The sequence below is a fragment of the Alloalcanivorax venustensis ISO4 genome (assembly GCF_015356855.1).
Lineage (GTDB): Bacteria > Pseudomonadota > Gammaproteobacteria > Pseudomonadales > Alcanivoracaceae > Alloalcanivorax > Alloalcanivorax venustensis.
Genome location: NZ_ARXR01000009.1, coordinates 1 through 24,327, shown reverse-complemented (window position 1 = coordinate 24,327; position 24,327 = coordinate 1). Strand labels below are relative to the sequence as shown.

At 64.5% G+C, this 24,327-nt stretch carries 24 protein-coding genes; 19 read left to right on the top strand and 5 right to left on the bottom strand.

Annotation, left to right across the window (positions count from 1 at the left end):
- Nucleotides 1-34 precede the first annotated feature (34 nt).
- The 3 genes from purL to ISO4_RS07455 all read left to right on the top strand — a co-directional run bounded on the left by purL (nucleotide 35) and on the right by ISO4_RS07455 (nucleotide 5,110).
- On the top strand, nucleotides 35-3,952 hold the full coding sequence (purL, locus tag ISO4_RS07465) for a phosphoribosylformylglycinamidine synthase (protein ID WP_142948577.1): 3,918 nt from the start codon (nucleotides 35-37) through the stop codon (nucleotides 3,950-3,952).
- 87 nt (nucleotides 3,953-4,039) lie between these two features.
- Nucleotides 4,040-4,759, top strand: a complete 720-nt coding sequence (locus ISO4_RS07460; RefSeq protein ID WP_142948578.1) for a PaaI family thioesterase — start codon at nucleotides 4,040-4,042, stop codon at nucleotides 4,757-4,759.
- A gap of 27 nt (nucleotides 4,760-4,786) precedes the next feature.
- Nucleotides 4,787-5,110, top strand: coding sequence for a Nif3-like dinuclear metal center hexameric protein (locus ISO4_RS07455; protein ID WP_142948579.1), 324 nt, complete (start codon nucleotides 4,787-4,789; stop codon nucleotides 5,108-5,110).
- Nucleotides 5,111-5,147: 37 nt separating this feature from the next.
- Here the strand turns inward: ISO4_RS07455 and ISO4_RS07450 are convergent, their stop codons facing one another.
- Nucleotides 5,148-5,708, bottom strand: a complete 561-nt coding sequence (locus ISO4_RS07450; protein ID WP_194855743.1) for an NUDIX hydrolase — start codon at nucleotides 5,706-5,708, stop codon at nucleotides 5,148-5,150.
- A gap of 203 nt (nucleotides 5,709-5,911) precedes the next feature.
- Between ISO4_RS07450 and ISO4_RS07445 the strand changes: the two genes are divergently transcribed.
- From ISO4_RS07445 to rssA, 4 genes are read left to right on the top strand one after another with little or no spacing between them, the layout of a single operon-like run.
- The gene (locus ISO4_RS07445; RefSeq protein ID WP_323745350.1) at nucleotides 5,912-6,493 is read left to right on the top strand and encodes a CoA pyrophosphatase; all 582 of its coding nucleotides are present in this window, start codon (nucleotides 5,912-5,914) and stop codon (nucleotides 6,491-6,493) included.
- Nucleotides 6,490-7,023 carry a gamma carbonic anhydrase family protein gene (locus ISO4_RS07440; RefSeq protein WP_194855742.1) on the top strand — a complete coding sequence of 178 codons (534 nt, stop codon included), beginning with the start codon at nucleotides 6,490-6,492 and terminating at the stop codon, nucleotides 7,021-7,023. The genes ISO4_RS07445 and ISO4_RS07440 overlap by 4 nt, the downstream gene beginning before the upstream one ends.
- Nucleotides 7,007-7,237 (top strand): DUF1289 domain-containing protein, encoded by a 231-nt coding sequence (locus tag ISO4_RS07435; protein WP_194855741.1) that lies wholly within the window; start codon nucleotides 7,007-7,009, stop codon nucleotides 7,235-7,237. Before ISO4_RS07440 ends, ISO4_RS07435 begins: the two co-directional genes overlap by 17 nt.
- 37 nt (nucleotides 7,238-7,274) lie before the next feature.
- Entirely contained in the window at nucleotides 7,275-8,195 is a 921-nt protein-coding gene (gene rssA, locus ISO4_RS07430) for a patatin-like phospholipase RssA (protein WP_194855740.1), read from the top strand.
- Between the two features lie 72 nt (nucleotides 8,196-8,267).
- On the opposite strand, the gene ISO4_RS07425 is transcribed toward rssA, so the two are convergent.
- From ISO4_RS07425 to ISO4_RS07415, 3 genes are read right to left on the bottom strand one after another with little or no spacing between them, the layout of a single operon-like run.
- Nucleotides 8,268-9,542 carry an HlyC/CorC family transporter gene (locus ISO4_RS07425; RefSeq protein ID WP_194855739.1) on the bottom strand — a complete coding sequence of 425 codons (1,275 nt, stop codon included), beginning with the start codon at nucleotides 9,540-9,542 and terminating at the stop codon, nucleotides 8,268-8,270.
- A 19-nt stretch (nucleotides 9,543-9,561) separates the two neighbouring features.
- Nucleotides 9,562-10,383, bottom strand: coding sequence for a hypothetical protein (locus tag ISO4_RS17340; protein WP_228547992.1), 822 nt, complete (start codon nucleotides 10,381-10,383; stop codon nucleotides 9,562-9,564).
- Between the two features lie 10 nt (nucleotides 10,384-10,393).
- A complete protein-coding gene (locus tag ISO4_RS07415; RefSeq protein ID WP_194855737.1) occupies nucleotides 10,394-11,197 on the bottom strand; it encodes a cytochrome C assembly family protein in 804 nt (267 codons plus the stop codon).
- A gap of 166 nt (nucleotides 11,198-11,363) precedes the next feature.
- Here ISO4_RS07415 and ffh point away from each other — a divergent pair, with 166 nt between their 5' ends.
- From ffh to rplS, 5 genes are all read left to right on the top strand, one after another.
- Complete coding sequence (gene ffh, locus ISO4_RS07410; RefSeq protein ID WP_194855736.1) at nucleotides 11,364-12,833, top strand: signal recognition particle protein; 1,470 nt, start codon at nucleotides 11,364-11,366, stop codon at nucleotides 12,831-12,833.
- Between the two features lie 154 nt (nucleotides 12,834-12,987).
- Complete coding sequence (rpsP, locus tag ISO4_RS07405; RefSeq protein WP_067611244.1) at nucleotides 12,988-13,248, top strand: 30S ribosomal protein S16; 261 nt, start codon at nucleotides 12,988-12,990, stop codon at nucleotides 13,246-13,248.
- A 24-nt stretch (nucleotides 13,249-13,272) separates the two neighbouring features.
- A complete protein-coding gene (gene rimM / locus ISO4_RS07400) occupies nucleotides 13,273-13,821 on the top strand; it encodes a ribosome maturation factor RimM (RefSeq protein WP_194855735.1) in 549 nt (182 codons plus the stop codon).
- A 27-nt stretch (nucleotides 13,822-13,848) separates the two neighbouring features.
- Nucleotides 13,849-14,634, top strand: a complete 786-nt coding sequence (gene trmD / locus ISO4_RS07395; RefSeq protein ID WP_194855734.1) for a tRNA (guanosine(37)-N1)-methyltransferase TrmD — start codon at nucleotides 13,849-13,851, stop codon at nucleotides 14,632-14,634.
- 15 nt (nucleotides 14,635-14,649) lie between these two features.
- Nucleotides 14,650-15,009, top strand: coding sequence for a 50S ribosomal protein L19 (rplS, locus tag ISO4_RS07390; RefSeq protein ID WP_142948591.1), 360 nt, complete (start codon nucleotides 14,650-14,652; stop codon nucleotides 15,007-15,009).
- 144 nt (nucleotides 15,010-15,153) lie between these two features.
- Here the strand turns inward: rplS and ISO4_RS07385 are convergent, their stop codons facing one another.
- Complete coding sequence (locus tag ISO4_RS07385) at nucleotides 15,154-15,405, bottom strand: GlsB/YeaQ/YmgE family stress response membrane protein (RefSeq protein WP_142948592.1); 252 nt, start codon at nucleotides 15,403-15,405, stop codon at nucleotides 15,154-15,156.
- 147 nt (nucleotides 15,406-15,552) lie between these two features.
- Between ISO4_RS07385 and xerD the strand changes: the two genes are divergently transcribed.
- The 7 genes from xerD to ISO4_RS07350 all read left to right on the top strand — a co-directional run bounded on the left by xerD (nucleotide 15,553) and on the right by ISO4_RS07350 (nucleotide 24,245).
- Entirely contained in the window at nucleotides 15,553-16,473 is a 921-nt protein-coding gene (gene xerD, locus ISO4_RS07380; protein ID WP_194855733.1) for a site-specific tyrosine recombinase XerD, read from the top strand.
- Nucleotides 16,474-16,526: 53 nt separating this feature from the next.
- A complete protein-coding gene (locus tag ISO4_RS07375; protein WP_142948594.1) occupies nucleotides 16,527-17,273 on the top strand; it encodes a DsbC family protein in 747 nt (248 codons plus the stop codon).
- A gap of 128 nt (nucleotides 17,274-17,401) precedes the next feature.
- Nucleotides 17,402-18,595 (top strand): alanine transaminase, encoded by a 1,194-nt coding sequence (gene alaC, locus ISO4_RS07370; protein ID WP_221929743.1) that lies wholly within the window; start codon nucleotides 17,402-17,404, stop codon nucleotides 18,593-18,595.
- A 17-nt stretch (nucleotides 18,596-18,612) separates the two neighbouring features.
- Nucleotides 18,613-19,914: a homoserine dehydrogenase gene (locus ISO4_RS07365; RefSeq protein WP_194855732.1), complete on the top strand. Its 1,302-nt coding sequence runs from the start codon at nucleotides 18,613-18,615 to the stop codon at nucleotides 19,912-19,914.
- Nucleotides 19,915-19,933: 19 nt separating this feature from the next.
- Entirely contained in the window at nucleotides 19,934-21,076 is a 1,143-nt protein-coding gene (thrC, locus tag ISO4_RS07360; protein WP_194855731.1) for a threonine synthase, read from the top strand.
- A 413-nt stretch (nucleotides 21,077-21,489) separates the two neighbouring features.
- A complete protein-coding gene (locus tag ISO4_RS07355; protein WP_228547991.1) occupies nucleotides 21,490-22,554 on the top strand; it encodes a hypothetical protein in 1,065 nt (354 codons plus the stop codon).
- Between the two features lie 122 nt (nucleotides 22,555-22,676).
- On the top strand, nucleotides 22,677-24,245 hold the full coding sequence (locus ISO4_RS07350; protein WP_194855729.1) for a BCCT family transporter: 1,569 nt from the start codon (nucleotides 22,677-22,679) through the stop codon (nucleotides 24,243-24,245).
- Nucleotides 24,246-24,327 lie beyond the last annotated feature (82 nt).

The following is a 24,327-nucleotide window of genomic DNA, read 5'->3' as shown; positions in this document are numbered from 1 at the left end:
TTCTCCCCCTGCACGTAAAGGAAAAGCCGACCCCATGCTGATCCTCCCCGGTAGCCCGGCCCTATCCGCGTTTAGAAAGGAAAAACTGCTGGAGGCTCTGCCCCAGGCAGAGGCTCTGTCCGCCCGTTTCGTGCACTTCGTGGAGCTGTCTCCAACGGAGGGCGACGCCGGGCTGGATGAGCGCGAGCGCCAGGTGCTCGACAGCCTGCTGGAATACGGCCCCAGCCTGGAAGACGCGGCCGTGGAAGAGAGCGGCAGTGAAACCTTCGTGGTGGTGCCCCGCCCGGGCACGGTGTCGCCGTGGTCGTCCAAGGCCACCGACATCTGCCACAACGCCGGCCTCGCCAAGGTGGCGCGGGTGGAGCGCGGCATTGAGTACCGGCTCAAGCTCAACGGTCCGGCGGACCGGGGCGAGCTGGCGGCGGCGTTGCACGATCGCATGGTGGAAGCGGTGCTCGACCGGCTGGAGGACGCCGAGGTGCTGTTCACCCACCACCGGCCGCGCCCGCTGACCAGCGTGGACGTGATCGGCGGCGGTCGCGAGGCGCTGGCCACCGCCAACGGCGAGCTGGGCCTGGCGCTGGCGGAGGATGAAATCGACTATCTGGCGGAGCGCTTCACCGCCCTGGGGCGCAACCCCTCGGACGCCGAGCTGATGATGTTCGCCCAGGCCAATTCCGAGCACTGCCGCCACAAGATCTTCAACGCGGACTGGACCATCGACGGCCAGGAGCAGGACCTCAGCCTGTTCGCCATGATTCGCAACACCTACAAGCACGCCAGCGAGGGCGTGCTCAGCGCCTACAGCGATAACGCGGCGGTGGTGGCCGGCCCGGTGGCGGACCGCTTCTACCCGGACCCGGGCAACGCCGGCTATCCGTGTGAGTACCGCTACCGCAACGAGCCGGTGCACATGCTGATGAAGGTGGAGACCCACAACCATCCCACCGCCATCGCCCCACGCCCCGGCGCGGCCACCGGCGCCGGCGGCGAGATCCGAGACGAGGGCGCCACCGGCCGCGGCGGCAAGCCCAAGGCCGGCCTCACCGGCTTTTCCGTGTCCAACCTGTGCATCCCCGGTTTCCGCCAGCCCTGGGAAGACGACTACGGCCGCCCCGGGCGCATCGCCTCGCCGCTGGACATCATGATCGACGGGCCGCTGGGCGGCGCCGCCTTCAATAATGAGTTCGGCCGGCCCAACCTGTGCGGTTACTTCCGCACCCTGGAAATCCAGGCGCCGGGCGTGGCCGGCGACGAGCGCCGCGGCTACCACAAGCCGATCATGATCGCCGGCGGCCTGGGCAACGTGCGTGACGGCGACGTGCACAAGAAACCGATTCCGCCGGGCGCCAAGATCATCGTGATCGGCGGCCCGGCGATGCTGATCGGCCTGGGCGGCGGCGCCGCCAGTTCCATGGCCAGCGGCGAATCCGACGAAGCGCTGGATTTCGCCTCGGTGCAGCGCGACAACCCGGAAATCGAGCGCCGCGTCCAGGAAGTGATCGACCGCTGCTGGGCGCTGGGCGAGCACAATCCGATTGTGTCGATCCACGACGTGGGCGCCGGCGGCCTGTCCAACGCGCTGCCGGAGCTGGTCCACGACCACGACCGGGGCGCCAAACTGTCGCTGCGCGCCATCCCCAGCGCCGAACCGGGCATGAGCCCGGTGGAAATCTGGTGCAACGAAGCCCAGGAGCGCTACGTGCTGGCGGTGCTGCCGGAGGACCTGGAGCGCTTCGAGGCGCTGTGTGAGCGCGAGCGCGCGCCATTCGCGGTGCTCGGCGAGGCCACCGAAGCGGAACACCTGGAGGTGGCCGACGACCACTTCGGCGACGCGCCGGTGGACCTGCCCATGGACCTGCTGTTCGGCAAGCCGCCGAAAATGCAGCGCGCCTACGACCGGGAAGATTTCGAGCGCCAGCCGTTCACCACCGAAGGCATTGAGCTTAAGGACGCCATCGAGCGGGTCATGCGCCTGCCCACGGTGGCCTCCAAGAATTTCCTGATCACCATCGGCGACCGGTCGGTGACCGGCCTGGTGCACCGTGATCAGATGGTCGGCCCCTGGCAGGTGCCGGTGGCCGACTGCGCGGTGACCGCCACCGGTTACAACCAGCGCACCGGTGAAGCCATGGCGATGGGCGAGCGCACCCCGGTAGCGCTGGTCAACGCGGCCGCCTCCGGCCGCATGGCGGTGGCGGAAACCCTCACCAACCTGGCCGGCGCCCACATCGGCTCGCTGGGCCAGATCCGCCTGTCCGCCAACTGGATGGCCGCCGCCGGCCACCCGGGCGAGGACCAGGCCCTGTTCGAAACCGTGAAAGCGGTGGGCATGGAGCTGTGCCCGAAGCTGGGCATCGCCATCCCGGTGGGCAAGGACTCCCTGTCCATGCGCACCCTGTGGCAGGAAAAAGGCATCGACAAGAGCGTGGTGGCGCCGCTGTCGCTGATCGTCTCCGGTTTCGCCAACGTCACCGACATCGGCCTGACCGCCACGCCGCAGCTCAAAACCGGCCTGGACAGCGAGCTGCTGCTGATCGACCTGGGCCGGGGTAAGAACCGCCTGGCCGGCTCGGCGCTGGCCCAGGTGTTCGGCAAGGTCGGCGATGTGGCGCCGGACCTGGATGACGCCGACGATCTGATCGCCTTCTTCGAAGTGACCCAACGGCTGCTGGCGGAAGAGCGCCTGCTCGCCTACCACGACCGCTCCGACGGCGGCCTGTTCACCACCCTGGCGGAGATGGCGTTCGCCGGCCGCACCGGCGTGGACATCGTGCTGGACAACATCGCCGGTGACGGCCCTGAGGCCGTGGCGGCGCTGTTCGCCGAGGAGGCCGGCGCGGTGATCCAGGTGCGCGCCGCCGACGTGCAGGCGGTGCGCCAGCGTTACCAGGACGCCGGTCTGGGCGGCTGCGTGCACAGTGTCGGCACCGTCAACGACGAGGACGTGGTGCGCCTGCGCCTGGGCGGCGCGGTGTTGCGCGAACGCCCGCGCTGGGGCCTGCAGCGGCTGTGGTCCGAGACCAGCTACCGCATCCAGGCGCTGCGCGACAACCCGGACTGCGCCCGCCAGGAGTTCGAATCGATCGCCGATTCCAACGACCCGGGCCTGAACGTGCGGCTCACCTTCGACATGAGCGAGGACGTGGCCACTCCGTTCATCAATACCGGCGCCCGCCCCAAGGTGGCGATCCTGCGCGAGCAGGGCGTTAACGGCCACATGGAAATGGCCGCCGCCTTCGACCGCGCCGGGTTCAGCGCCATGGACGTGCACATGAGCGACCTGCTCGCCGGCCGCGTCAGCCTGGATGACATGAAAGGCCTGGTGGCCTGCGGCGGCTTCTCCTACGGCGACGTGTTGGGCGCCGGGGAGGGCTGGGCCAAGAGCATTCTCTACAACCCGGGTCTGCGCGACGCCTTCAACCGCTTCTTCTTCCGTGAGGACACTTTCTCGCTGGGGGTCTGCAACGGCTGCCAGATGCTGTCCAACCTCAAGGATCTGATCCCCGGCGCCGAGCACTGGCCGCACTTCGTGCGCAACCTGAGCGAGCAGTTCGAGGCGCGCACCTCGTTGGTGGAGATCCAGGACTCGCCGTCCGTATTGCTGCGTGACATGGCCGGCACCCGCCTGCCGATCGCCGTGGCCCACGGCGAAGGCCGCGCCGAGATCAGCGACCAGGATCTCAACCGCAACATCGAACAGCGGCTGCTGGCATTGCGCTACGTGGACAGCCTGGGCAACCCGGCGGAGCAGTACCCCGCCAACCCCAACGGTTCCGCCCAGGGCGTCACCGGCTTCACCTCCCGCGATGGCCGGGCCACCATCATGATGCCGCACCCGGAGCGGGTGTTCCGCGTGCTGCAGAACAGCTGGATCCCGGATGATTGGCGCCGGTTTGAGAATGGGCCCTGGTATCGGTTGTTTGCTAACGCGCGGAAGTGGGTCGGGTAGAGGCAATTGATAGTTGATAATTGATAGTTGATAGCGAAAGGCGAAGTCAAAAGACTGGGCGCTTTTGCGGGATTGGAGTGGGGGAGTATGGCGGACGAGATGTATAACTATTTTGATATGTTGATCGCGGAGTCGCCGGAGCCGACGGCGGTGTCCGAGCGGCGTCGGGAGCTGGCCAGCGAGTTGAAGGCGATCAGTGAGCAGTTGATACGTCTGGACGCGGATGAGGCGGCGCTGGCGGAGTACACTGAGCAGGCGCGGGCGTTGCGTGAACGCCTGGAAGGACATGGCCATCGCAGCATGCGCGATATTCTTGGCCGGCTGATTGTCGGCAAGGGCAGCCGCCAGGACGCGCTGGATATGGCCGACTTTGAAATCCTGACCGGCCAGGCGACGCCGCTGTCGCCGCCGCTGGAGCTGTGGCTGGACGGCGACACCGTGCGCGGCCGCGCCACCTTCGGGCGGCTGTTCATGGGCCCGCCGGGCAAGGTGCACGGTGGCGTGCTGTCCCTGGCCCTGGATATGCTGATGGCCAAGTGTCAGGATTTCGTCACCGGCCTGGGCATGACCGGCACGCTCAACATCCGCTATATGGCGCCCACGCCGCTGAATACGGAGATCCGCTTTGAGTCCCGCGTGACCAAAGTGGAAGGCCGCAAGCTGCTCACCGAAGCCAAGGTGTTCGCCGGCGACACCCAGACCGTGTCCGCCACCGGCGTGTGGATTTCATCCCAGGGCAACTATCAGTTGCGCGACGCCTACGCGCACCTGGCCGAGCCCGCCGACAACGACCGCGAGACCGCCTGAACCCGGGCGGTCCGCCAGGGAGGCCCGATGACCGTCTACAAGCTTTGTTTCTACGTCCCCGAAGAGCATGCCGAAGCGGTGAAGAACGCCGTCTTCGAGGCCGGCGCCGGCCGCATCGGCAACTACGATTGCTGCAGCTTTCAGGTTGCCGGCCAGGGGCAGTTCCGGCCCCTGGAAGGCAGTGACCCCTACATAGGCGGCCAGGGCGAGATCGAAACGGTGCGCGAATTCCGGGTGGAAACCATCTGCATGGAAGACCACCTCAAAGCCGCCCTCAGCGCCTTGCGGCTGGCGCACCCCTACGAAGAGCCCGCCATCGACCTGTGGCGGCTCGAGGACCTGCCGGGCTAGGTTCAGGCCCGCTCCCACAGGCCCCGCTCTCACAAGTTCAGTCGTCCAGCGAAGGTTTGCGCTTCAAAGGCGGGATATCCTGGGTGCGCACCGGAAACTCATTGCCATTGGCGCGGTCCTGGATAAAGAACTTCAGCGTCCGGCCGATGGTGGGGAAGGCGAGCTCGTCCCAGGGAATCTCATCCTCGGAGAACAGCCCGGCGTCGGCGCTTTCGTCGCCGGCGGCGAAGTCGCCGTTAACCATCTCGCTGAGGAAGAACATGTAAACCTGGTTGATGTGCGGCAGGTTGAACACCGTGTACAGGTCGCCGATGGCCACGGTGGCGCAGGCTTCCTCCCAGGTTTCCCGGGCGGCGCCTTCCTGCAGGGTCTCGCCGTTCTCCATATAGCCGGCGGGCAGGGTCCAGTAGCCGATGCGCGGTTCAATGGAGCGTTTGCAGAGCAGGAAGCGGCCTTCCCAGACCGGGATCGCGCCGACCACGATTTTCGGGTTCTGGTAGTGGATCACGCCGCAGTGGTTGCACCAATAGCGGGGCCGGTTATCCCCTTCGGGGATGGAGAACAGGATCTCTTCGCCGCAATGGCTGCAATATTTCATTGATGCTCTCGCCTGCTTATGGAGCCTCATCGGGCAGCCTGGCCGCCGGCCGGCATGATGAGGAAACGACAGCCTAATGGCTTGGCGGTGGATCGGCAATTAGGGCGTTTTCACGGGCTCCGCCGTGAATAGAGGGCATCCGGCCTTGCCCGGTGCGCGAGGCCTGTTCAAACTGGTGTTTGAAATAAAACTGGGAGTACCCCGTGCTAGAAAAACTCCGGCAGCGCATGTCGGCCTATCCTTTCAATGACTTACCGGTGGAGCTACCGGAAGCGGCCGTGCTGATGCCGTTCGTGGACCAGCCCGACCCGGAACTGATATTGACGGTCCGTGCCCAGGGCATGCCCACCCACGCCGGCGAAGTGGCGTTTCCGGGCGGCAAACGGGACCCCGGCGACCGCGATCTGTTGCATACCGCCCTGCGAGAAAGCCACGAGGAGGTGGGCCTGGCCCAGCGTGAAGTGGAGGTGATCGGTCAGCTGTCGCCGCTGGCGTCCCGGTTCGGCATGAAGGTGACCCCGTTCGTGGGCGTGGTGCGGGCCGGGGTGGATCTGACCCCCGAGCCCGGCGAGATCGAGACCATCTTCCAGGTGCCGTTGAGCTTTTTTCTGGAAGAAGAGCCGGAGCTGTCGCCGCCGATCGACTTTTACGGCCGCCGCCTGTGCATGCCCAGCTACTATTACGAGGACAAGCGGATCTGGGGGCTGACCGCCTTTATGATCCTGGATTTGATCAATCATGTGTACGACGCCGATGTGCGTTTCGACCTGACGGGTGAAAAATGATCTATAAACTGGAAGGCCGCCGCGTGGAAATGCGCGGTGAAGGCCAATGGGTGGCGCCCAACGCCACGGTGATCGGTTCGGTGGTGCTGGGCGCCAACAGCAGCGTCTGGTTCGGCGCGGTGATCCGCGGCGACAACGACCTGATCGAGATCGGTGACAACACCAACGTGCAGGAAAGTTCCGTACTGCACGTGGATCCGGGCGTGCCGATGAAAATCGGCAACGGCGTCACCGTCGGCCACAAAGTCATGCTGCACGGCTGCACCATCGGTGATAACAGCCTGATCGGTATCAACGCGGTGGTGCTGAACAAGGCGAAGATCGGCAAGAACTGCATCATCGGCGCCCACGCCCTGGTGCCCGAGGGCATGGAAATCCCCGATAATTCCCTGGTGATGGGCGCGCCGGCCAAGGTGGTCAAGGAGATCTCCGACGGCCACAAGGCGATGCTGACCATGAGCAGCCAGCACTACGCGGCCCACGCCAAACACTTCGATGAGCACCTGGAAGTCGATGAACGCTTTCAATAACCGGCCGGAATTCCCGGAAGCTCCGGTGTCGCCCTGCGTATCGATCTGCGCCCTGGACGGGGACGATATCTGCGTGGGGTGCTTCCGTACCGGCCGCGAGATCAGCTATTGGGGCCTGCTGCCCGTGGAGGAGCGCCGTGAGGTGCTGGTCCGCTGCCAGCAGCGCATGGCCGGCGAACCGGCGCCGTGCATGGTGACGAAGGAGCAGCCGTGAGAGGGGTGGACCAGGCCGTGAGAGGGGTAGAGCAGCCGTGAGCGAGAAGGAGCAGCCGTTACTGCCCGCCCGTCCCCGGGTGGGGCTGGCGCTGGGTAGCGGGTCCGCCCGGGGCTGGGCGCACATCGGCATTATTCAGGCGCTGGAAGAGCGCGGCATCGAAATCGACGTGGTGGCGGGCACCTCCATCGGCGCCCTGGTGGGCGGCGCCTACGTCAGCGGCGCGCTGAAGGAGTTCGGTGACTGGGTGCGCACCCTGACCACCAAGGACGTCTTCGGACTGATGGATTTCACTTTCTCCGGCGGGGTGGTGAAGGGGGAAAAGCTGTTCGGCTTTTTCGAGAAGCTGCACAGCAACCCCAATATCGAAGACCTGGAAAAGCGGTTCGTCACCGTCGCCACGGACATGAAAAGCGGCCGCGAAGTGTGGATCAGCAAGGGGCCGGTGCTGGACGCCGCCCGCGCCTCCTGCGCGCTGCCCGGGCTGTTCTCGCCCCTGCAGCACCAGCGGCGCTGGATGCTGGACGGCGGCCTGGTCAACCCGGTGCCGGTGTCGGCGGCGCGGGCGTTCGGCGCCGATGTGGTGATCGCGGTGAACCTGAACGCCCAGCTGGTGGGCGCCCACCTGTCCCGCCAGACACCGCCGGAGGGCGGCGACAGCGACGAGGATCGCAGCCTGTGGCAGAAGATGACCCACTACTTCTCGTCCCAGGATGGCGGCCCGCCGGGCTTCTTCGATGTGGTGGCGTCCAGCGTCAATATCATGCAGGACCGCATCACCCGCTCGCGGATGGCCGGCGATCCGCCGGAAGTCACCCTGATCCCGCTGCTGGAGGATTTTGCCCTGATGGACTTCCACCGCGCCGGGGAAGCCATCGACGAAGGCTACCGGCTGGTGGAGCGGCATGAAGGGGATATTTTCGCTTGGGTGGGGGCGCCGGACGCGGACAGAGTGTAGGTCTCTGGGATCCTGCCGGCCGGCGCAGCCGGCCTTTCGCGGGCGGGGCCCGCTCGCACAGGGGTGCCGGTTTTAGGGGGCCTCGGGCTCGTTTGAGGCGTGGCGGACCTTGGCGGCTTTTACCATGTTGTCCTTCACCTGCAGGATTTCGATCAGGTAGTCGCCGACGCGGATCGAGATGTTGGCGTCGGGGATATCCTGCAGGTACTCCAGGATCAAGCCGTTAAGCGTGCGCGGCCCGCCGGTGGGCAGGTCCCAGTCCAGAGAGCGGTTGATCTCCCGCAGGTGGGTGGCGCCGTCGATCACATGGCTGCCGTCCTCCTGGGGGTGGATGTCCTGGCTGGTGGCGGCCAGGTCAGTGGTGAATTCGCCGACGATCTCCTCGAGGATGTCCTCCAGCGTCACCAGCCCCAGCACGTCGCCGTATTCGTCCACCACGATGCCGATGCGCCGCCGCGCGTTCTGGAAATTGATCAGCTGACGGTTCAGCGAAGTGCCTTCCGGCACGAAGTAGGGCTCCACCGTGTGCTGCATCAGCTCCGCTTTGTTGATGTCTTCCTTGAGCAGCAGCCGGCTCAGTTTGCGCAGGTGCAGCAGGCCCAGCATGTTGTTGGGGTCGCTGCGGTACACCGGCAGCCGGGTGTGCTGGCTGGCGCGCAGGGTGGACATGATCTCATCCATGTCGTCGTCGATGTCCACGCCCACCATCTCGTTGCGCGGGATCATGATGTCTTCCACGGTGACGCTTTCCAGATCCAGGATATTGAGCAGCATCTTCTGGTGCTTTTCCGGGATCAGGCCGCCGGCCTCGTTGACCACGGTGCGCAGCTCCTCGGGGCTGAGGTGGTCGTCGTCGCTGTTCCGGGTCTGGGCGCCGGCCAGCTTCAGGAACACCATGCTGATGCCGTTCACGAACCACACCAGCGGCGCCAGCAGCACCTGCAGGGGCTTGAGCACCACGCTGGCGGGGAAGGCGATGCGCTCCGGCTTGAGCGCGGCGTAGGTTTTCGGGGTGATCTCCGCGAATACCAGCATCACCAGGGTGATCACCACCGGCGCCACCGCCGCGCCGCTGTCGCCCAGCCAGCGGATCGCCAGGATCGCCGCCACCGTGGCGGCGAAGTTGTTGACGAAATTGTTACCGATCAGGATCACCGACAGCAGGCGGTCGGTGCGGCGCAGCAGGCTCTCCACCCGCACGGCGGCGCGGTGCCCCTGGCGGGCCAGATGCCGCAGGCGATAGCGGTTGATCGCCACCATGCCGGTTTCACTGCTGGAGAAGAAGGCGGAGCCGAGAATCAGGATGATCAGGGCGGTGATCAGCCACCCGTCGGAGAAACTGTCCAAGAGGAAGTCGTTTCGTTGCTTATTGGCTGCACATTGTTTGGGGTCGGCGGTGGGCTGTCAACTGTGTCCCAGCCACAGGGCGGTCAGCTCCGCGCGGCTGCGCACATTGAATTTGCGGAACAGGGTTTTCACGTACTGGTGGGTGGTGTGCGGGCTCTGGCCCATGGCCTCGGCGATGTTTTTCTCGGCGCTGCCGGCCAGCATATGCTTGAGCACGCCGCGCTCGGTGGGGGTGAGCGGGGCGTCGGCCATCAGCTGGCCGTAGCTGAGGTGGATCTGCCGGTTCAGCCAGCCCAGGCTGCGCAGGGCGTAGCTGGCGATTTCCAGGTCCTGCGGGGGTGAAATCGGGCTGGCCGCGCGGCCGGTCGAACATAAAGTAGCTTTCCACGTCCTCGTTCACCGGCATCACCACGAACAGGCGGTCGGTGATGCCGCGCCCCAGATAATGGTGGATGTAGTGGTCGCCGGAGTAGAACCCCTCGGAGACGTGGTCCACCAGCAGGGTGGCGCGGAATTCCCCGGCACGGCGCACATGGTTGTAGGTGGATTCGTCCGGGATACCCTTGTCGAGCCGTTTCACCGCGCCGGTGTAGGCCTGCTGGTCCGCCGGCAGCTCACCGTGGAAGAACACCGAACGCGCCCGCCAGCCCAGCAGCGGGTCGTTGTCGGCGTCGTCGGCGAGGCGCAGGGAGGAAAGCCACGGGCCGTGGCGTGAGTCGATCAGCGCGCTGATCTCGGTGAACAGTTTGTTCAGGCAGACTTCGGGGGCGGAGGCGGGCAGTTCGGCCATCTCGTCCCACAGGCGGTGGATGGCGGTCCGTGTCTCCTCATCGATGTGCATCCCGCCCTCCCTAGGTTTTGTCGAGAATCACTTCCAAAACCAGTTGGGAGCCGAAGAACGCCACCACCAGCGCCGCGAAGCCCGCCAGGGTGAAGCGCACCGCCGTGCGGCCGCGCCAGCCGCGCAGATGGCGGCCGCTCAGCAGCACCGCGAAAATCACCCAGGAGACCAGCGTCAGCACGGTCTTGTGCACCAGGTGCTGGGCGAACAGGTCGTCCACGTACATAAAGCCGAACAGAATCGCCAGCGTCAGCAGGCTCTGGCCCAGCCAGATGGTGTCGAACAGCATCGACTCCATCACCTGCATGGGCGGGAACAGGCGCATCACCCCGCGGATATGGCCGTCCTTGAGCTGGCGGTCCTGGACCATCAGCAGCAGCGCCTGGCAGGCGGACAGCACCAGCACCGCGTAAGCGAGGATCGACAGCAGCACGTGCAGGCCGATGCCGTGTTCCAGCGGGTGGGCGGTGTAACCGGTGTCGATCCACAAGCTGGCGGGAATGATCAATGCCGCGAACGGAAACACCAGCGCGCCGATCCACTGAAACGGCCGGTACAGGCTGGACACCAGCACCAGCCCGGCGCCCACCGCCGCCATGCAGGAGGCCACCGGGAACAGGCCCAGGCGAAGCCCCTGGTCGGTGACCAGCAGGAAATACAGCCCCACGGCGTGGGTGGCCACCGCCAGACCGCCGGGCAGCATCAGCACCGCCCGTGACGGCGCCGCCTGACCGCGGAACTGGCGGTACAGCAGCAGCGACGAGAGCGCGTATAAAAAAGTGGCGATCAGGCCCAGGGCCTCGGCAGCAGTCATAGGGTGCGATTTCTCCGAAAAAGCCGCCGAAGTCTGGCACAGGTACCCGTGCTTTTGAAGCGCCAGCCATGACGGGCGGGGCATCGGTGCCCTATAATCGGCGGCCTGTCGTCTCGGCGTGCGCGGTCAGCGCCGCCGAGCGCTCGAAATCTGGAGGTTGATGATCATGTTCGAGAATCTCACGGACCGCCTGGGTCAGTCGCTGAAAGGCCTGGCCGGCCAGGGGCAGCTCACCGAAGACAATATCCGCGACACCCTGCGCGAGGTGCGCAAGGCGCTGCTGGAGGCCGATGTGGCCCTGCCGGTGGTCAAGGAGTTCGTGGAGCAGGTCAAGGAAAAGGCCCTCGGTCAGGAGGTGTTGAAAAGCCTTAACCCGGGCCAGGCGTTCGTCAAGATCGTCAACGACGAGCTGGTGCACACCATGGGCGACGCCAACGACGCCCTGAATCTGGCCTCCAAGCCGCCGGTGGTGATCATGATGGCGGGCCTGCAGGGCGCCGGTAAGACCACCTCGGTGGCCAAGTTGGCGCGTTTCCTCCAGGAGCGGGAAAAGAAGAAAGTGATGGTGGTGTCCGCCGACGTCTACCGCCCGGCGGCCATCGACCAGCTGCAGACCCTGGCCGGCGAGGTGAAGGCTGAATTCTTCCCCTCCACCGGGGACCAGGACCCGGTCGACATCGCCAACAACGCCCTGGCGGCGGCGCGCAGCAAATATATGGACGTGCTGATCGTCGATACCGCCGGCCGTCTGCACGTGGACGAGCAGATGATGGGCGAGATCAGCCGTCTGCACGGCGCCATCAGCCCGGCGGAGACCCTGTTCGTGGTCGACGCCATGACCGGCCAGGACGCCGCCAACACCGCCCAGGCCTTTAATGAGGCGCTGCCGCTCACCGGTGTGATTCTCACCAAGGCGGACGGCGACTCCCGGGGCGGGGCGGCGCTGTCCGTGCGCCACCTCACCGGCAAGCCGATCAAATTCATCGGCATGGGCGAGAAAACCGACGCCCTGGAGCCCTTCCACCCGGACCGGATCGCCAGCCGCATCCTCGGCATGGGCGACGTGCTGTCGCTGGTGGAGCAGGCCGAGCGCACCCTGGACAAGAAGAAAGCCGACAAGATCGCCAAGAAGTTCAAGAAAGGCCGGGCGATGGACTTCGAGGATCTGAAGGACCAGTTCCAGCAGATGCGCAACATGGGCGGCATGGCCAGCCTGCTCGACAAGCTGCCCGGCATGGGCGGCATGATGGAGGCGGCCCAGAACCCGGCCTCCATGAAACAGATGAAGCACATGGAAGCCCTGATCGACTCCATGACCCCCAAGGAGCGCCGCAACCCGGACGTGATCAAGGGCTCGCGCAAGAAGCGCATCGCCGCCGGCGCCGGCCTGGAAATCCAGGACCTCAACCGCCTCATGAAGCAGCAGAAAATGATGGCGAAGATGATGAAGAAGATGCGCGGCAAGGGCGGCATGAAGAACATGATGCGCGGCATGGAAGGCATGATGGGCGGCGGCTCCGGCGGTCCCGGCGGCGGCATGCCCCCGGGCGGCATGGGCGGCATGGGCGGCGGCGGTGGCATGCCGCCCATGGGCGGTGGCGGCGGTGGTCTGCCCCCCATGGGAGGCGGCCGCTAGGGCTTTATCTCGGCTGCGGATGGGCGTACAATCCGCACCCTTCGCGACCCGACCGGGCCTTTTTCATGGCGCCGGGCGGGTTTTCAAGCGGATACGATGGCCGGCGGCGGGCGCTGCGGGTCGGGAAACCGGATTGAAATAAGGTAATTGAATTATGGTAGTTATTCGTCTCGCCCGCAGTGGCGCCAAGAAACGTCCCTTCTATCACATCGCCGTGGCCGACAGCCGCACCTCCCGCGATGGCCGTTTCATCGAACGTCTGGGTTTCTACAACCCGATCGCCCGTGGCGGCGAAATCCCGCTGCGCATTGATCTGGCCAAGGTTGACGCCTGGGTCGCCGAGGGCGCGCAGCCTTCCGAGCGCGTTAAGGCGCTGGTCAAGAAAGCCCGGAAAGAAGCCGAGCAAAGCGCGTAAAGCGCTGCTGGCGAGCGCCTGAAGATGGCGGCAGCCGATAACGCCCTGACATCCGAGCAGGTGTTGGTGGTGGGCCGCGTAATGGCGGTCCACGGCGTCCAGGGGTGGGTGAAGGTGTATTCCCACACCGACCCGATGGAAAACATCTTCGAGTATCAGCCCTGGTATATGCGTCGCGGCGAGCACTGGCTGCCGGTGACGCTCACCGGCAAGCGCCGGCAGGGCAAGGGGCTGGTGGCCGGCGTGCAAGGTTGCAACGACCGGGACCAGGCCCAGCAAGAGCTGGTCGGGCGGGACATCGCCGTCCCCCGCGACCTGCTGCCCCGCTCCGGCGGGGGCGATTATTACTGGCGCGATCTGATCGGCCTGCGGGTGAAACTCGCCGACGGCCGGGATCTGGGCCAGGTGCACAGTTTAATGGAAACCGGCGCCAACGATGTTCTGGTGGTGCGCGGCGACGGCGACAGTCTCGACCGGGAAGAGCGGTTGCTCCCCTGGTTGCCCGAGCAGGTGATTCTGGATGTGAATCTGGAGCACGGCGAGATGCGGGTGGACTGGGACCCGGAGTTTTAGCGAACCGGCTCAAACGGGGGCACGGCCATGCGGATAACGCTGATCACCCTGTTCCCGGAGATGGCGCGGGCGGTCACCGACTTCGGGGTTACCCGGCGCGCGGTGGAGAACGGCCAGTTGGTGCTGAACACGGTGAACCCGCGGGATTTCACCGAGGACCGCCACCGCACCGTGGACGACCGGCCCTTCGGCGGCGGCCCCGGCATGGTGATGAAGGTGGCGCCGCTGGAAATGGCGCTGACCCATGCCCGGCAACGGGCCGGCGGTGGCAGGGTGATCTACCTGTCGCCCCAGGGGCGGCCGCTGACCCAGGCGAAAGCCGAGGCGCTGGCGGCGGAGCCGGAATTGATTCTGCTCGCCGGCCGCTACGAAGGGGTCGATGAGCGCTTGTTGGAAGCGTCGGTGGACGAGCAGATCTCCATCGGCGACTACGTGCTCAGCGGCGGTGAACTGCCGGCGCTGGTACTGATCGACGCGGTGACGCGTCTGCTGCCCGGGGTGCTCGGGCATCAGGATTCGGCGGCCCAGGATTCGTTTTCCGGCGACATGGAAAACCTGCTGGACTGCCCGCACTACACACGGCCCGAGCTGTATCAGGGCCGGTCGGTGCCTGAAGTTCTGCTCAGTGGCGATCACGAACGGATCCGTCGCTGGCGTTTGAAGCAGGCACTGGGACGCACCTGGCGGTGGCGTCCCGAACTGCTGGAGGCCCGCCGGGAGCGGGGCTTGAGCAAGGAAGAGAGCGAGTTGCTCGACGAATACATCCGCGAGTTCGAAGCGCGGGACGACGGGCAGCAATACAGCGATCAATGAACCGAGGAGCCTGCCATGAGCGGCAAAAAACCCCTGATTCAGGAAATCGAACAGGCACAGCTGAAAACCGACGTGCCCGAGTTCGGCGCCGGTGACACCGTCACCGTGCAAGTGAAAGTGAAAGAAGGTACCCGTGAGCGTCTGCAGGCGTTCCAGGGTGTGGTCATCGCCCGCCGTAACCGCGGTCTCAACTCCGCCTTCACGGTGCGCAAGGTGTCCCACGGCGTGGGCGTTGAGCGGGTGTTCCAGCTGCACAGCCCGATCATCGATTCCATCGAAGTGAACCGTCGCGGTGACGTGCGTCGCGCCAAGCTGTACTTCCTGCGTGACCGCTCCGGTAAGTCCGCGCGGATCAAGGAAAAAATCCGCAAGTAATCGAACTTGCGGTTGTGCCGCCGCGAGCCATGTCGTCTCAGCCTTTGCTGTAGGGCAATTCGGAGACGACCTCTGGTCCGGCGGACGCTCCCAAAAAAAGGGCCACCCCAGGGTGGCCCTTTTTTATGCGGCTTGCGGGTGCCTCTATTTAGACACCGCCCGAAACACCGCCAGAATCACCAGAGCGCCGATCACCGCGGTTACCAGGCCGCCCAGGCTGAACGAGCCCACCGGGCCGCCGATGCCGGCCATGGCGCCCAGCCAGCCGCCGACGATCGCGCCGATGATGCCGAGAATAGTGGTCAGAATAAATCCCCCGCCGTCGCGGCCGGGCATGATCCATTTGGCGATAATGCCCGCCAAAAGCCCCAGTACGATCCACGATAAAATGCCCATAAAACGTTCTCCTTGGCCGATTCATTGATCACTTTCAGTATGCCTGCGCAAGCGCGGCGGGGCCGGTAATAAAAGGTAAAACCAGAACGTGAACAGAGCGCGAGGACGGCGATTGTGTTTTCCGCCGCGATTGCCAATACTCGCGGCATGAACTCTCCCCGCACGCCCCTCAGCGACACCGACCGGACCCTGGTCGACGCCTGGCTGGACAACCAGTGGCTGGAGCGCGGCCTGAGCCGCCACACCCTGGAAAGCTACGGCCGTGACCTGCGCCAGTTCGGCGAGTGGCTCGCCGGCGGCGGGCGGAGCCTGGGGGGCTGTGACCGGGAACGACTGCTGAGCTTCCTGGCCGACCGGCACCGCCAGGGCGTCGGCGCACGCTCGGTGGCCCGTCAGTTGTCCGCGTTGAAAAGCTTTTTCCGCTGGATGAAACGGGAGGGGCGCATCGCCGAGGACCCGACCCTGAACGTGGCCCGCCCGCGCACCGGCCGGGCCCTGCCGAAGACCCTCTCCGAGGCCGATGTGGAGGCCCTGTTGCGCGCCCCGGACCTGGACGACAGCCTGGGCCTGCGCGACCGCGCCATGCTGGAAGTGTTGTACGCGTCCGGGCTGCGGGTGTCGGAGCTGGTGGGCCTGACACTCAGCCAGGTGAACCCCCGCCAGGGGCTGGTGCGGGTGATCGGCAAGGGCGACAAGGAACGGCTGGTGCCGCTGGGCGAGGAGGCGCTGCACTGGCTCGAACGCTACCTGCGCGATGCCCGGCCGGCGCTGCTGGGCGAGCACCGCGAAGTGTTGTTCCCGAGCCGGCGCGGCGGCTTCATGACCCGCCAGACGTTCTGGCACCGCATCAAGCAGCTGGCGGTGCGCGCCGGGGTGCAAAAGCCGCTATCGCCCCATACACTGCGACATGCCTTCGCCACGCATTTGCTCAACCACGGCGCCGATCTGCGCGTGGTGCAAATGCTGCTGGGGCACAGTGACCTGTCCACCACGCAGATTTACACCCACGTCGCGCAGCAGCGGTTACAAGAGGTGTACCAACAACACCACCCGCGCTCGGGAACCTGAGGGCGGCCCCGGGCTCCAACTGGCCTGGGAACCCGAACAACTGGAGAACAATGATGAAAGCGATTGTAAGTGCCCGTATGGCGACCCTGGCGGCCACGCTGCTGGCCGTATCCGCCGTCGCCCAGGGCGCGGGGGAGATCGACGAGAAAACCTTCAAGAGCAACTTCCAGGATGCCTTTCCGCGCACTGAAATCACCGATATCCAGCCCGCCGCCGAGGGCCTGGTGGAAGTGGAGCTGAACGGCCGCGAGATCATCTACGCCTCCGATGACGGCCGCCTGGTGTTCACCGGCGACGTGATCGAGCTGCGCGACACCGGCCCGGTCAACCTCAAGGAAGCCCGCTACCAGAAAGTGCGCAACGCCGGTCTCGCCGACCTGGACCCGGACGCGTTGATCACCTATCCGGCCAAGGGCAAGGAGAAGGCCGAGATCTACGCCTTCACCGACATCACCTGCGGTTACTGCCGCAAGATGCACCGCCACATCGAGGAATACAACGACGCCGGCATCACCGTGCATTACCTGGCGTTCCCCCGCGGCGGTCCGCAGGCCGGCAGCGCCGAGGACATGCGCCACATCTGGTGTGACGCCAACCCCGACGAGGCGCTCACCGCCGCCAAGCTGAATAACACCATCTCCGACTCCGAGCTGGCCGAGTGCGCCGCCGCCGTGGACGAACAGTACCAGCTGGGGCTGGAATTCGGCGTGCGCGGCACCCCCGCGGTGTACACCGCCGAAGGCGCCCAGCTGGGTGGCTACGTGACCCCGCAGCAGCTTAACCAGCGCCTCGGTCTGTAGCCGGGCCGCCCGCTCCAGGCCCCGCCATACGGCGCTTTGCGGCGCCGTTCACCGGTTCTTTACATTGACGGCGCAGGGTTGCGCCGTTAATGTGTCCGGCTTCCAATGACCCCGCCCAAGGTGACGCCGTGGAAGCTGACTTTCAGCGCATCAAGCGCCTGCCCCCCTATGTCTTCAACATCGTCGGCGAGTTGAAGATGGCGGCCCGTGCGCGCGGCGAGGACATCATTGATTTCGGCATGGGCAATCCGGATCAGCCCACCCCGAAGCACATCGTCGACAAGCTCACCGAGACCGCCCAGCGCGGCGACACGCACCGCTATTCGCAGTCCAAGGGCATTCCCCGTCTGCGCAAGGCGATCACCGACTGGTACCAGCGCCGCTACGACGTCAGCCTGGATCCGGAAACCGAAGCCATCGTCACCATCGGCTCCAAGGAAGGCCTGGCGCATCTGGCGCTGGCCACCATGGGCCCCGGCGACACCGTGCTGGTGCCCAATCCCAGCTATCCGATCCACCCCTACGGCTTCGTGATCGCCAACGCGGACATCCGCCACGTGCCGCTGGTGCCCGGCGTGGATTTCTTCGAGGAGCTGGTGCGCGCCATCAAGGAAGCCTGGCCCAAGCCGAAACTGCTGGTGCTGAATTTCCCGGGCAACCCCACCGCCCAGTGCGTGGAGCTGGAGTTCTTCGAGAAGGTGGTGGCCATCGCCCGCGAGTACGGCATCTGGGTGGTGCATGACATCGCCTACGCGGACATCGTCTTCGACGGTTACCAGGCGCCCTCGATTCTACAGGTGGAAGGCGCCCGTGACGTGGCCGTGGAGTTCTTCTCCCTGTCCAAGAGCTATAACATGCCCGGTTGGCGGGTGGGGTTCTGCTGCGGCAATCCGCAACTGATCCAGGCCCTGGGCCGGATCAAGTCCTACCTGGATTACGGCACCTTCACGCCGATTCAGGTGGCCGCCATCGCCGCCCTGGAGGGCGACCAGAGCTGCGTGGGCGAGATCCGCGACATGTACCAGCGGCGCCGCGACGTGCTTTGCGACGGCCTTAACGAACTGGGCTGGACGGTGGAGAAGCCCCGCGCCACCATGTTCGTCTGGGCGCGCATCCCCGAGACCTACCGGGCGATGGGCTCGCTGGAATTTTCCAAGAAGCTGCTTCAGGAAGCGGGCGTGGCGGTGTCACCGGGTATCGGCTTCGGTGAATACGGCGACGACCATGTGCGCTTCGCACTGATCGAAAACGAACAACGTACCCGGCAGGCGTTGCGCGGCATCAAGAAGATGTTCCGCGCCGACGGCGTGTCCGGCGAATGAAGAGAGAGGATGCCAAGGTGAATGCGGTAAAGGTCGGCATAGCAGGTCTGGGCACGGTGGGCTCCGGCACGGTCAACGTTCTGCAGCGTAACGCCCGGGAAATCGCCCGGCGCGTGGGCCGCCCGATCGAGATCGCGCATATCGGCGCCCGCCGCGACAATCCGGCGTGCGACATCAACGGTATCCGCGTGTCGCGGGATATCTTCGCGGTCGCCACGGATCCGGAGATCGACATTCTGGTGGAGTTGATCGGCGGCACCGACACCGCCCGCGAGCTGGTACTCACCGCGATCAAGAACGGCAAGCACATCGTCACCGCCAACAAGGCGCTGATCGCCGAGCACGGCAACGAAATCTTCCAGGCCGCCCATCAGAACGGCGTGGACGTGGCCTTCGAAGCGGCGGTGGCCGGCGGCATCCCGATTCTGAAGTCCCTGGGTGAAGGCCTGGCCGCCAACCACATCAACTGGGTGGCGGGCATCATCAACGGTACCGGCAACTACATCCTCACCGAGATGGAGCAGGGCGGTCGCGCCTTCCAGGAAGTGCTGGAAGAAGCGCAAAGCCTGGGCTACGCGGAAGCGGACCCGACCTTCGACGTGGAAGGCGTGGACGCGGCGCACAAGCTCACCATCATCGCCTCCATCGCCTTTGGTATTCCGCTGCAGTTTTCCAAGGTGTACATGGAAGGCATCAGCCGCATCACCATCGAGGATGTGAAGAGCGCCGCCCAGTTCGGTTACCGCATCAAGCACCTGGGCATCGCCAAGGACACCGGTCACGGCATTGAACTGCGCGTGCACCCCACGCTGATTCCCCGCGAGACCATGCTGTCGGCGGTGAACGGGGTGATGAACGCGATCATGATCGACGGCGACGCCGTCGGCCCGACCATGTTCTACGGCGCCGGCGCCGGCGCCGAACCCACCGCCTCGGCGGTGGTGGCGGACATCATCGAAATGGGCCGCGCCTTGACCGTGGACCACGACGAGCGGGTGCCATACCTGGGCTTCCACGCCGACCAGATGTCCGACGACCCGATTCTGACCATCGACGACGTGTCCTGCAGCTTCTACCTGCGCCTGCACGTTCAGGACAAGCCCGGCGTGCTGGCCAACATCACCCGTATCCTCAGCGACAACCACATCAGCATCGAAGCCATGGTGCAGAAGGAAACCGAGGAAGGCCTGGTGCCGATCGTGATGATGACTCACAAGGTGCTGGAAGGGGATATGAACGCGGCCCTGGCGGCGATCGCCGCCCTGGACACCGTTGATAACAGTATTATGCGCATCCGCGTGGAAACGCTGGACGCCTGACGCTTAAGAGAGATACGACATGCCATTCCGTGACCGCTATACCGGCCTGATCAACCGTTACCGTGACCACCTGCCGGTCAACGACGACACGCCGTTGATCAGCCTGGGCGAGGGCAACACGCCGCTGATCCGTCTCAAGAACATTCCCCGCCTGCTCGGCAAGGACGTGGACATCTACGTCAAATACGAGGGTCTCAACCCCACAGGGTCGTTCAAGGACCGGGGCATGACCATGGCGGTGACCAAGGCGGTGGAAGAGGGCAGCAACGCCATCATCTGCGCGTCCACCGGCAACACCTCCGCGGCGGCGGCGGCCTACGCCGCCCGCGCCGGCATCACCGCCTTCGTGATTATCCCCGAAGGCAAGATCGCCATGGGCAAACTGGCCCAGGCGATGATGTACGGCGCCGTGATCATGCAGATTCGCGGCAACTTCGACCAGGGCATGGAACTGGTCAAGCAGGTGGCCGAGAAGGCGCCGGTGACCATCGTGAACTCGGTCAACCCCTTCCGCCTGCAGGGTCAGAAAACCGCGGCCTTCGAAATCATCGAAGAGCTCGGCCGCGCCCCGGACTACCACTGCCTGCCGGTGGGCAACGCGGGCAACATCACCGCCCACTGGATCGGTTACTGCGAATACTCGTCCAGCAAAACCGACATCGTTACCGAGGCGTGCGCGTTCTGCGAAGGCCTCTGTCGCTACGCCGGCGGCCCGATGATCGGCGACCGGCCGAAGATGGTGGGTTACCAGGCGGCGGGATCCGCCCCGTTTCTGCGCGGCGAGCGGGTGTCCGATCCGGAAACCGTGGCCACCGCCATCCGTATCGGCAACCCGCAGTCCTGGGACAAAGCCTGGAAAGTGAAGGAAGAGTCCGGCGGCTGGTTCGATGAACTCAGCGACGAGGAAATTCTCGCCGCCCAGAAGCTGCTCGCCGAGAAAGAGGGTATTTTCTGCGAGCCCGCTTCCGCCGCTTCCATCGGCGGTGCCATGCGAGACATCAAATCCGGCAAGATCGCCGAAGGGTCCACCGTGGTGTGCACGCTCACCGGTAACGGCCTCAAGGATCCGGACACCGCCATCGAGCAGTGCAAGGATTCCCGTATGGTGACCATCGATGCGGAGCTGGACGCGGTTCGTGACGCCATCGTCAAGAATATGTGAGGCGCGGTTAAAATCATCCGGCGTCCGTTGAAGGGACGCTTTTAAAAGGAGGCGCGGCGCCGAAAGGGCCGCGCCTTTTCTGTTTTTTGCACAAGCGAATACCGTCTCGGCCTTGAAACCTGACGCCGAATGGAGGATATATAAAGCATCCTTGAACGCCGTGCGGTAATTAGTTCATTGGATTTTTCAATTTTTTTATATTGCTGGAAAGCCAGAGACAATAAGGGTTTTTTGGCGAAAGTCTGAGCAAGAAAAAGGTCATCGATTTGACATCAGTTCAATGATCTTTAGGCTGCGTGATGACTTCTGCTGGGGAGACCATAATGAGAAAGTCTATTTTTGCGAAGTCCGCACTGGGTTTGTTCGCGGCATCCGCCGTATGTACACCGATCACGGCCACCGCTGGGGCGGAATTGAGTGCCGGCGTTTGGTGGGTTTATCAGAACGTAACCAATTCTGATTTCAATTCGGCCTCGTTCAGCGAGGATCTCGATAACGAAACCGGCGGCAACTTCGCCGATCCGGCGCTGATTCTGTATGCCGATGACGACGGCAGTCACGGTCCTTGGCATTTCAGCGCGGAAACCCGCATCGGTACCGGTTCCTTTACCAGCGCCGCTAACAACAACAGTGGCGACAATTTTACCGTGCACAAGGCCTGGATCGGTTACGACCTGACCGAAGAGACCAGCCTCAAGATCGGTAAAAGCCAGGTGCCGTTCGGTTGGAAAACCGTAAATTTCTGGCCCGGTGACGGCCTGCAAGGCGGTTACGGCGACCAGATGGACGTGGGCCTCAAGCTGAGCGGTGACGCCGGCGCCATCCATTATGACGCCGCCTACTATCACCAGGACGACTGGGGCGAGGACAGCACCGACACCGTTGACGACAACGATCACTGGGGCAGCAGCGCCACCTACCGCAAGATCAAGACCGGCGTGCTGAACGTGGACTGGACCTTCCTGGAGCATCACACCGTCGGCGCCTCCGCCCAGTACGGTCGCATGCAGGATCTGGTGCCGGTGGCCGCTAATAATCCGTCCGCCAGTAACGACGAAGGCACCCACCAGGCCTACGATCTGCACTACATGTTCCAGATGGACAACTGGTCCGCGAAATACCGCTTCATCAGTGTCGAGCGTGATTTCGGTGGTATGGATGCTTTGCTCGGCTCTGCTCTGCCTGATCCAGACAGTGGCCTTTTCGATCGAGAGGTTGAAAACCAGCGTCATGTAGTGGAAGTGGGCTACAACCACAACAACTGGTTCTACTATGTGGACGCCGGTGTGGCCAGCACCGACACCACCGGCAACGACGCCGATGACGTCCAGTTCATCGCCCCCGGTGTTCGTTACCAGTACGGTCCCGGCTGGATCTACTTCGAATACCTGCAGTCCGACGGCGACATCAATGCCTATGGCGATGTCTACGAATCGGATTTCGATGCGGTCTACGTCGCCTTCGATTTCTACTTCTGAATCCAATGCCGTCAAGCCGGCCGCGGGCCGGCTTCAGGGTTCGGCCCCGCCGAACCGAACGCGCGGCGCCGCCTGTCTGGTTCTGAGCCGGCGCCGCGTGACACGGAAAATGGAGCTATGCCATGAGCGTGGAATACGAAACAGACTATGAAGTGGGTCAGGATAATGTGCAGGTCCTCGGCATGGACATGCACAATCCGGTCTTCTTCATCAGTGCGGTACTGATCCTGGTATTCGTGATCGGTACCATTATTTTTCCCGCCGAGGCCAAGACGGCCCTCGACGGTGCCAAGGGCTGGACCATCGACAACTTTGACTGGTTGTTCATGGTCGGCGCCAATATTTTCGTTTTGTTCTGTATCGCCCTGATTTTTCTTCCCGTCGGTAAGATCCGCCTGGGTGGCAAGGACGCCCGGCCGGATTTCTCCACCCTGTCCTGGTTCGCGATGCTGTTCGCCGCCGGCATGGGCATCGGCCTGATGTTCTGGAGCGTGGCGGAGCCGGTGGGTTACTACACCGACTGGTTCGGCACCCCTCTGAACGTGGAGCCCAACACCCCGCAAGCGAAAGACATGGCGCTGGGCGCGGTGATGTACCACTGGGGTCTGCACCCCTGGGCGATCTACGGCGTGGTGGCGCTGTCCCTGGCGTTCTTCGCCTACAACAAAGGCATGCCGCTCACCATCCGTTCCGCCTTCTACCCGATTCTGGGCGAACGCTGCTGGGGCTGGGCCGGCCACGTCATTGATGTGCTGGCGGTGCTGGCGACCATCTTCGGTCTGGCCACCTCACTGGGCCTGGGCGCCAAACAGGCCGCCGGTGGCATGCATTTCCTGTTCGACACGCCCAACGCCATCAACGTGCAGATCGCGATCATCGTCGGTGTTACCGCCGCGGCGGTGATTTCCGTAATGCGCGGCCTGGACGGTGGTGTGAAACTGCTGAGTAACATCAACATGGGCCTGGCGGCGCTGTTGCTGCTGTTCGTGATGATCGCCGGCCCCACTCTGCTGATCTTCACCAGCATGGGGCAGACCGCCGTGGACTATGTGGTCAACATCATTCCGCTGAGCAACTGGGTCGGCCGTGAAGACCAGGGCTTCCTGCACGACTGGACCGTGTTCTACTGGGCCTGGTGGATTTCCTGGTCACCGTTCGTCGGCATGTTCATCGCCCGCGTTTCCCGTGGCCGCACCGTCCGTGAGTTCCTGACCGCGGTACTGCTGGTGCCCACCCTGGTGACCGTGGTGTGGATGGCCACCTTCGGCGGCTCCGGTCTGCATCAGACCATCAACGGCATCGGTGAGCTCGCCAACGGCGTCGGCGATTCCTCCCTGGCACTGTTCCAGATGCTGGCGGAACTGCCGCTCACCGCGATCACCTCCTTCCTGGCGATCGTGCTGGTGCTGGTGTTCTTCATCACCTCCTCGGACTCCGGGTCGCTGGTGATCGACTCCATCACCGCCGGCGGCAAGCTGGACGCGCCGGTACCCCAGCGTGTGTTCTGGGCGATCATGGAAGGCCTGATCGCCGGTGCCCTGCTGTACGGCGGTGGCGAGCAGGCGCTGAACGCGCTGCAGGCCGGCGCCATTACCACCGGCCTGCCGTTCACGGTGGTGCTGTTGCTGATGTGCTTCAGCCTCTACAAGGGCCTCTCGGCGGAGCGCAAGCTGATGACCGCCAACCCCTGAAGGCTCTCAGCAAGCCGCAAGAAAAAAGCCCGGCCTCAGCGCCGGGCTTTTTTTGGGTTCATCGCGGATTACCGGGAAAAGC

Bases quoted from the DNA above. Each gene is read 5' to 3' on its own strand.
- ISO4_RS07440 (WP_194855742.1), top strand. From the start codon at position 6,490: ATGATCTATAAACTGGAAGGCCGCCGCGTGGAAATGCGCGGTGAAGGC.
- ISO4_RS07435 (WP_194855741.1), top strand. From the start codon at position 7,007: ATGAACGCTTTCAATAACCGGCCGGAATTCCCGGAAGCTCCGGTGTCG.
- ISO4_RS07385 (WP_142948592.1), bottom strand. From the start codon at position 15,405: ATGGGCATTTTATCGTGGATCGTACTGGGGCTTTTGGCGGGCATTATC.
- rplS (WP_142948591.1), top strand. From the start codon at position 14,650: ATGAGCGGCAAAAAACCCCTGATTCAGGAAATCGAACAGGCACAGCTG.
- xerD (WP_194855733.1), top strand. From the start codon at position 15,553: ATGAACTCTCCCCGCACGCCCCTCAGCGACACCGACCGGACCCTGGTC.
- ffh (WP_194855736.1), top strand. From the start codon at position 11,364: ATGTTCGAGAATCTCACGGACCGCCTGGGTCAGTCGCTGAAAGGCCTG.
- ISO4_RS07460 (WP_142948578.1), top strand. From the start codon at position 4,040: ATGGCGGACGAGATGTATAACTATTTTGATATGTTGATCGCGGAGTCG.
- ISO4_RS07455 (WP_142948579.1), top strand. From the start codon at position 4,787: ATGACCGTCTACAAGCTTTGTTTCTACGTCCCCGAAGAGCATGCCGAA.
- ISO4_RS17340 (WP_228547992.1), bottom strand. From the start codon at position 10,383: ATGCACATCGATGAGGAGACACGGACCGCCATCCACCGCCTGTGGGAC.
- ISO4_RS07375 (WP_142948594.1), top strand. From the start codon at position 16,527: ATGAAAGCGATTGTAAGTGCCCGTATGGCGACCCTGGCGGCCACGCTG.
- purL (WP_142948577.1), top strand. From the start codon at position 35: ATGCTGATCCTCCCCGGTAGCCCGGCCCTATCCGCGTTTAGAAAGGAA.
- ISO4_RS07450 (WP_194855743.1), bottom strand. From the start codon at position 5,708: ATGAAATATTGCAGCCATTGCGGCGAAGAGATCCTGTTCTCCATCCCC.
- thrC (WP_194855731.1), top strand. From the start codon at position 19,934: ATGCCATTCCGTGACCGCTATACCGGCCTGATCAACCGTTACCGTGAC.
- trmD (WP_194855734.1), top strand. From the start codon at position 13,849: ATGCGGATAACGCTGATCACCCTGTTCCCGGAGATGGCGCGGGCGGTC.
- ISO4_RS07350 (WP_194855729.1), top strand. From the start codon at position 22,677: ATGAGCGTGGAATACGAAACAGACTATGAAGTGGGTCAGGATAATGTG.
- ISO4_RS07415 (WP_194855737.1), bottom strand. From the start codon at position 11,197: ATGACTGCTGCCGAGGCCCTGGGCCTGATCGCCACTTTTTTATACGCG.
- rimM (WP_194855735.1), top strand. From the start codon at position 13,273: ATGGCGGCAGCCGATAACGCCCTGACATCCGAGCAGGTGTTGGTGGTG.
- rpsP (WP_067611244.1), top strand. From the start codon at position 12,988: ATGGTAGTTATTCGTCTCGCCCGCAGTGGCGCCAAGAAACGTCCCTTC.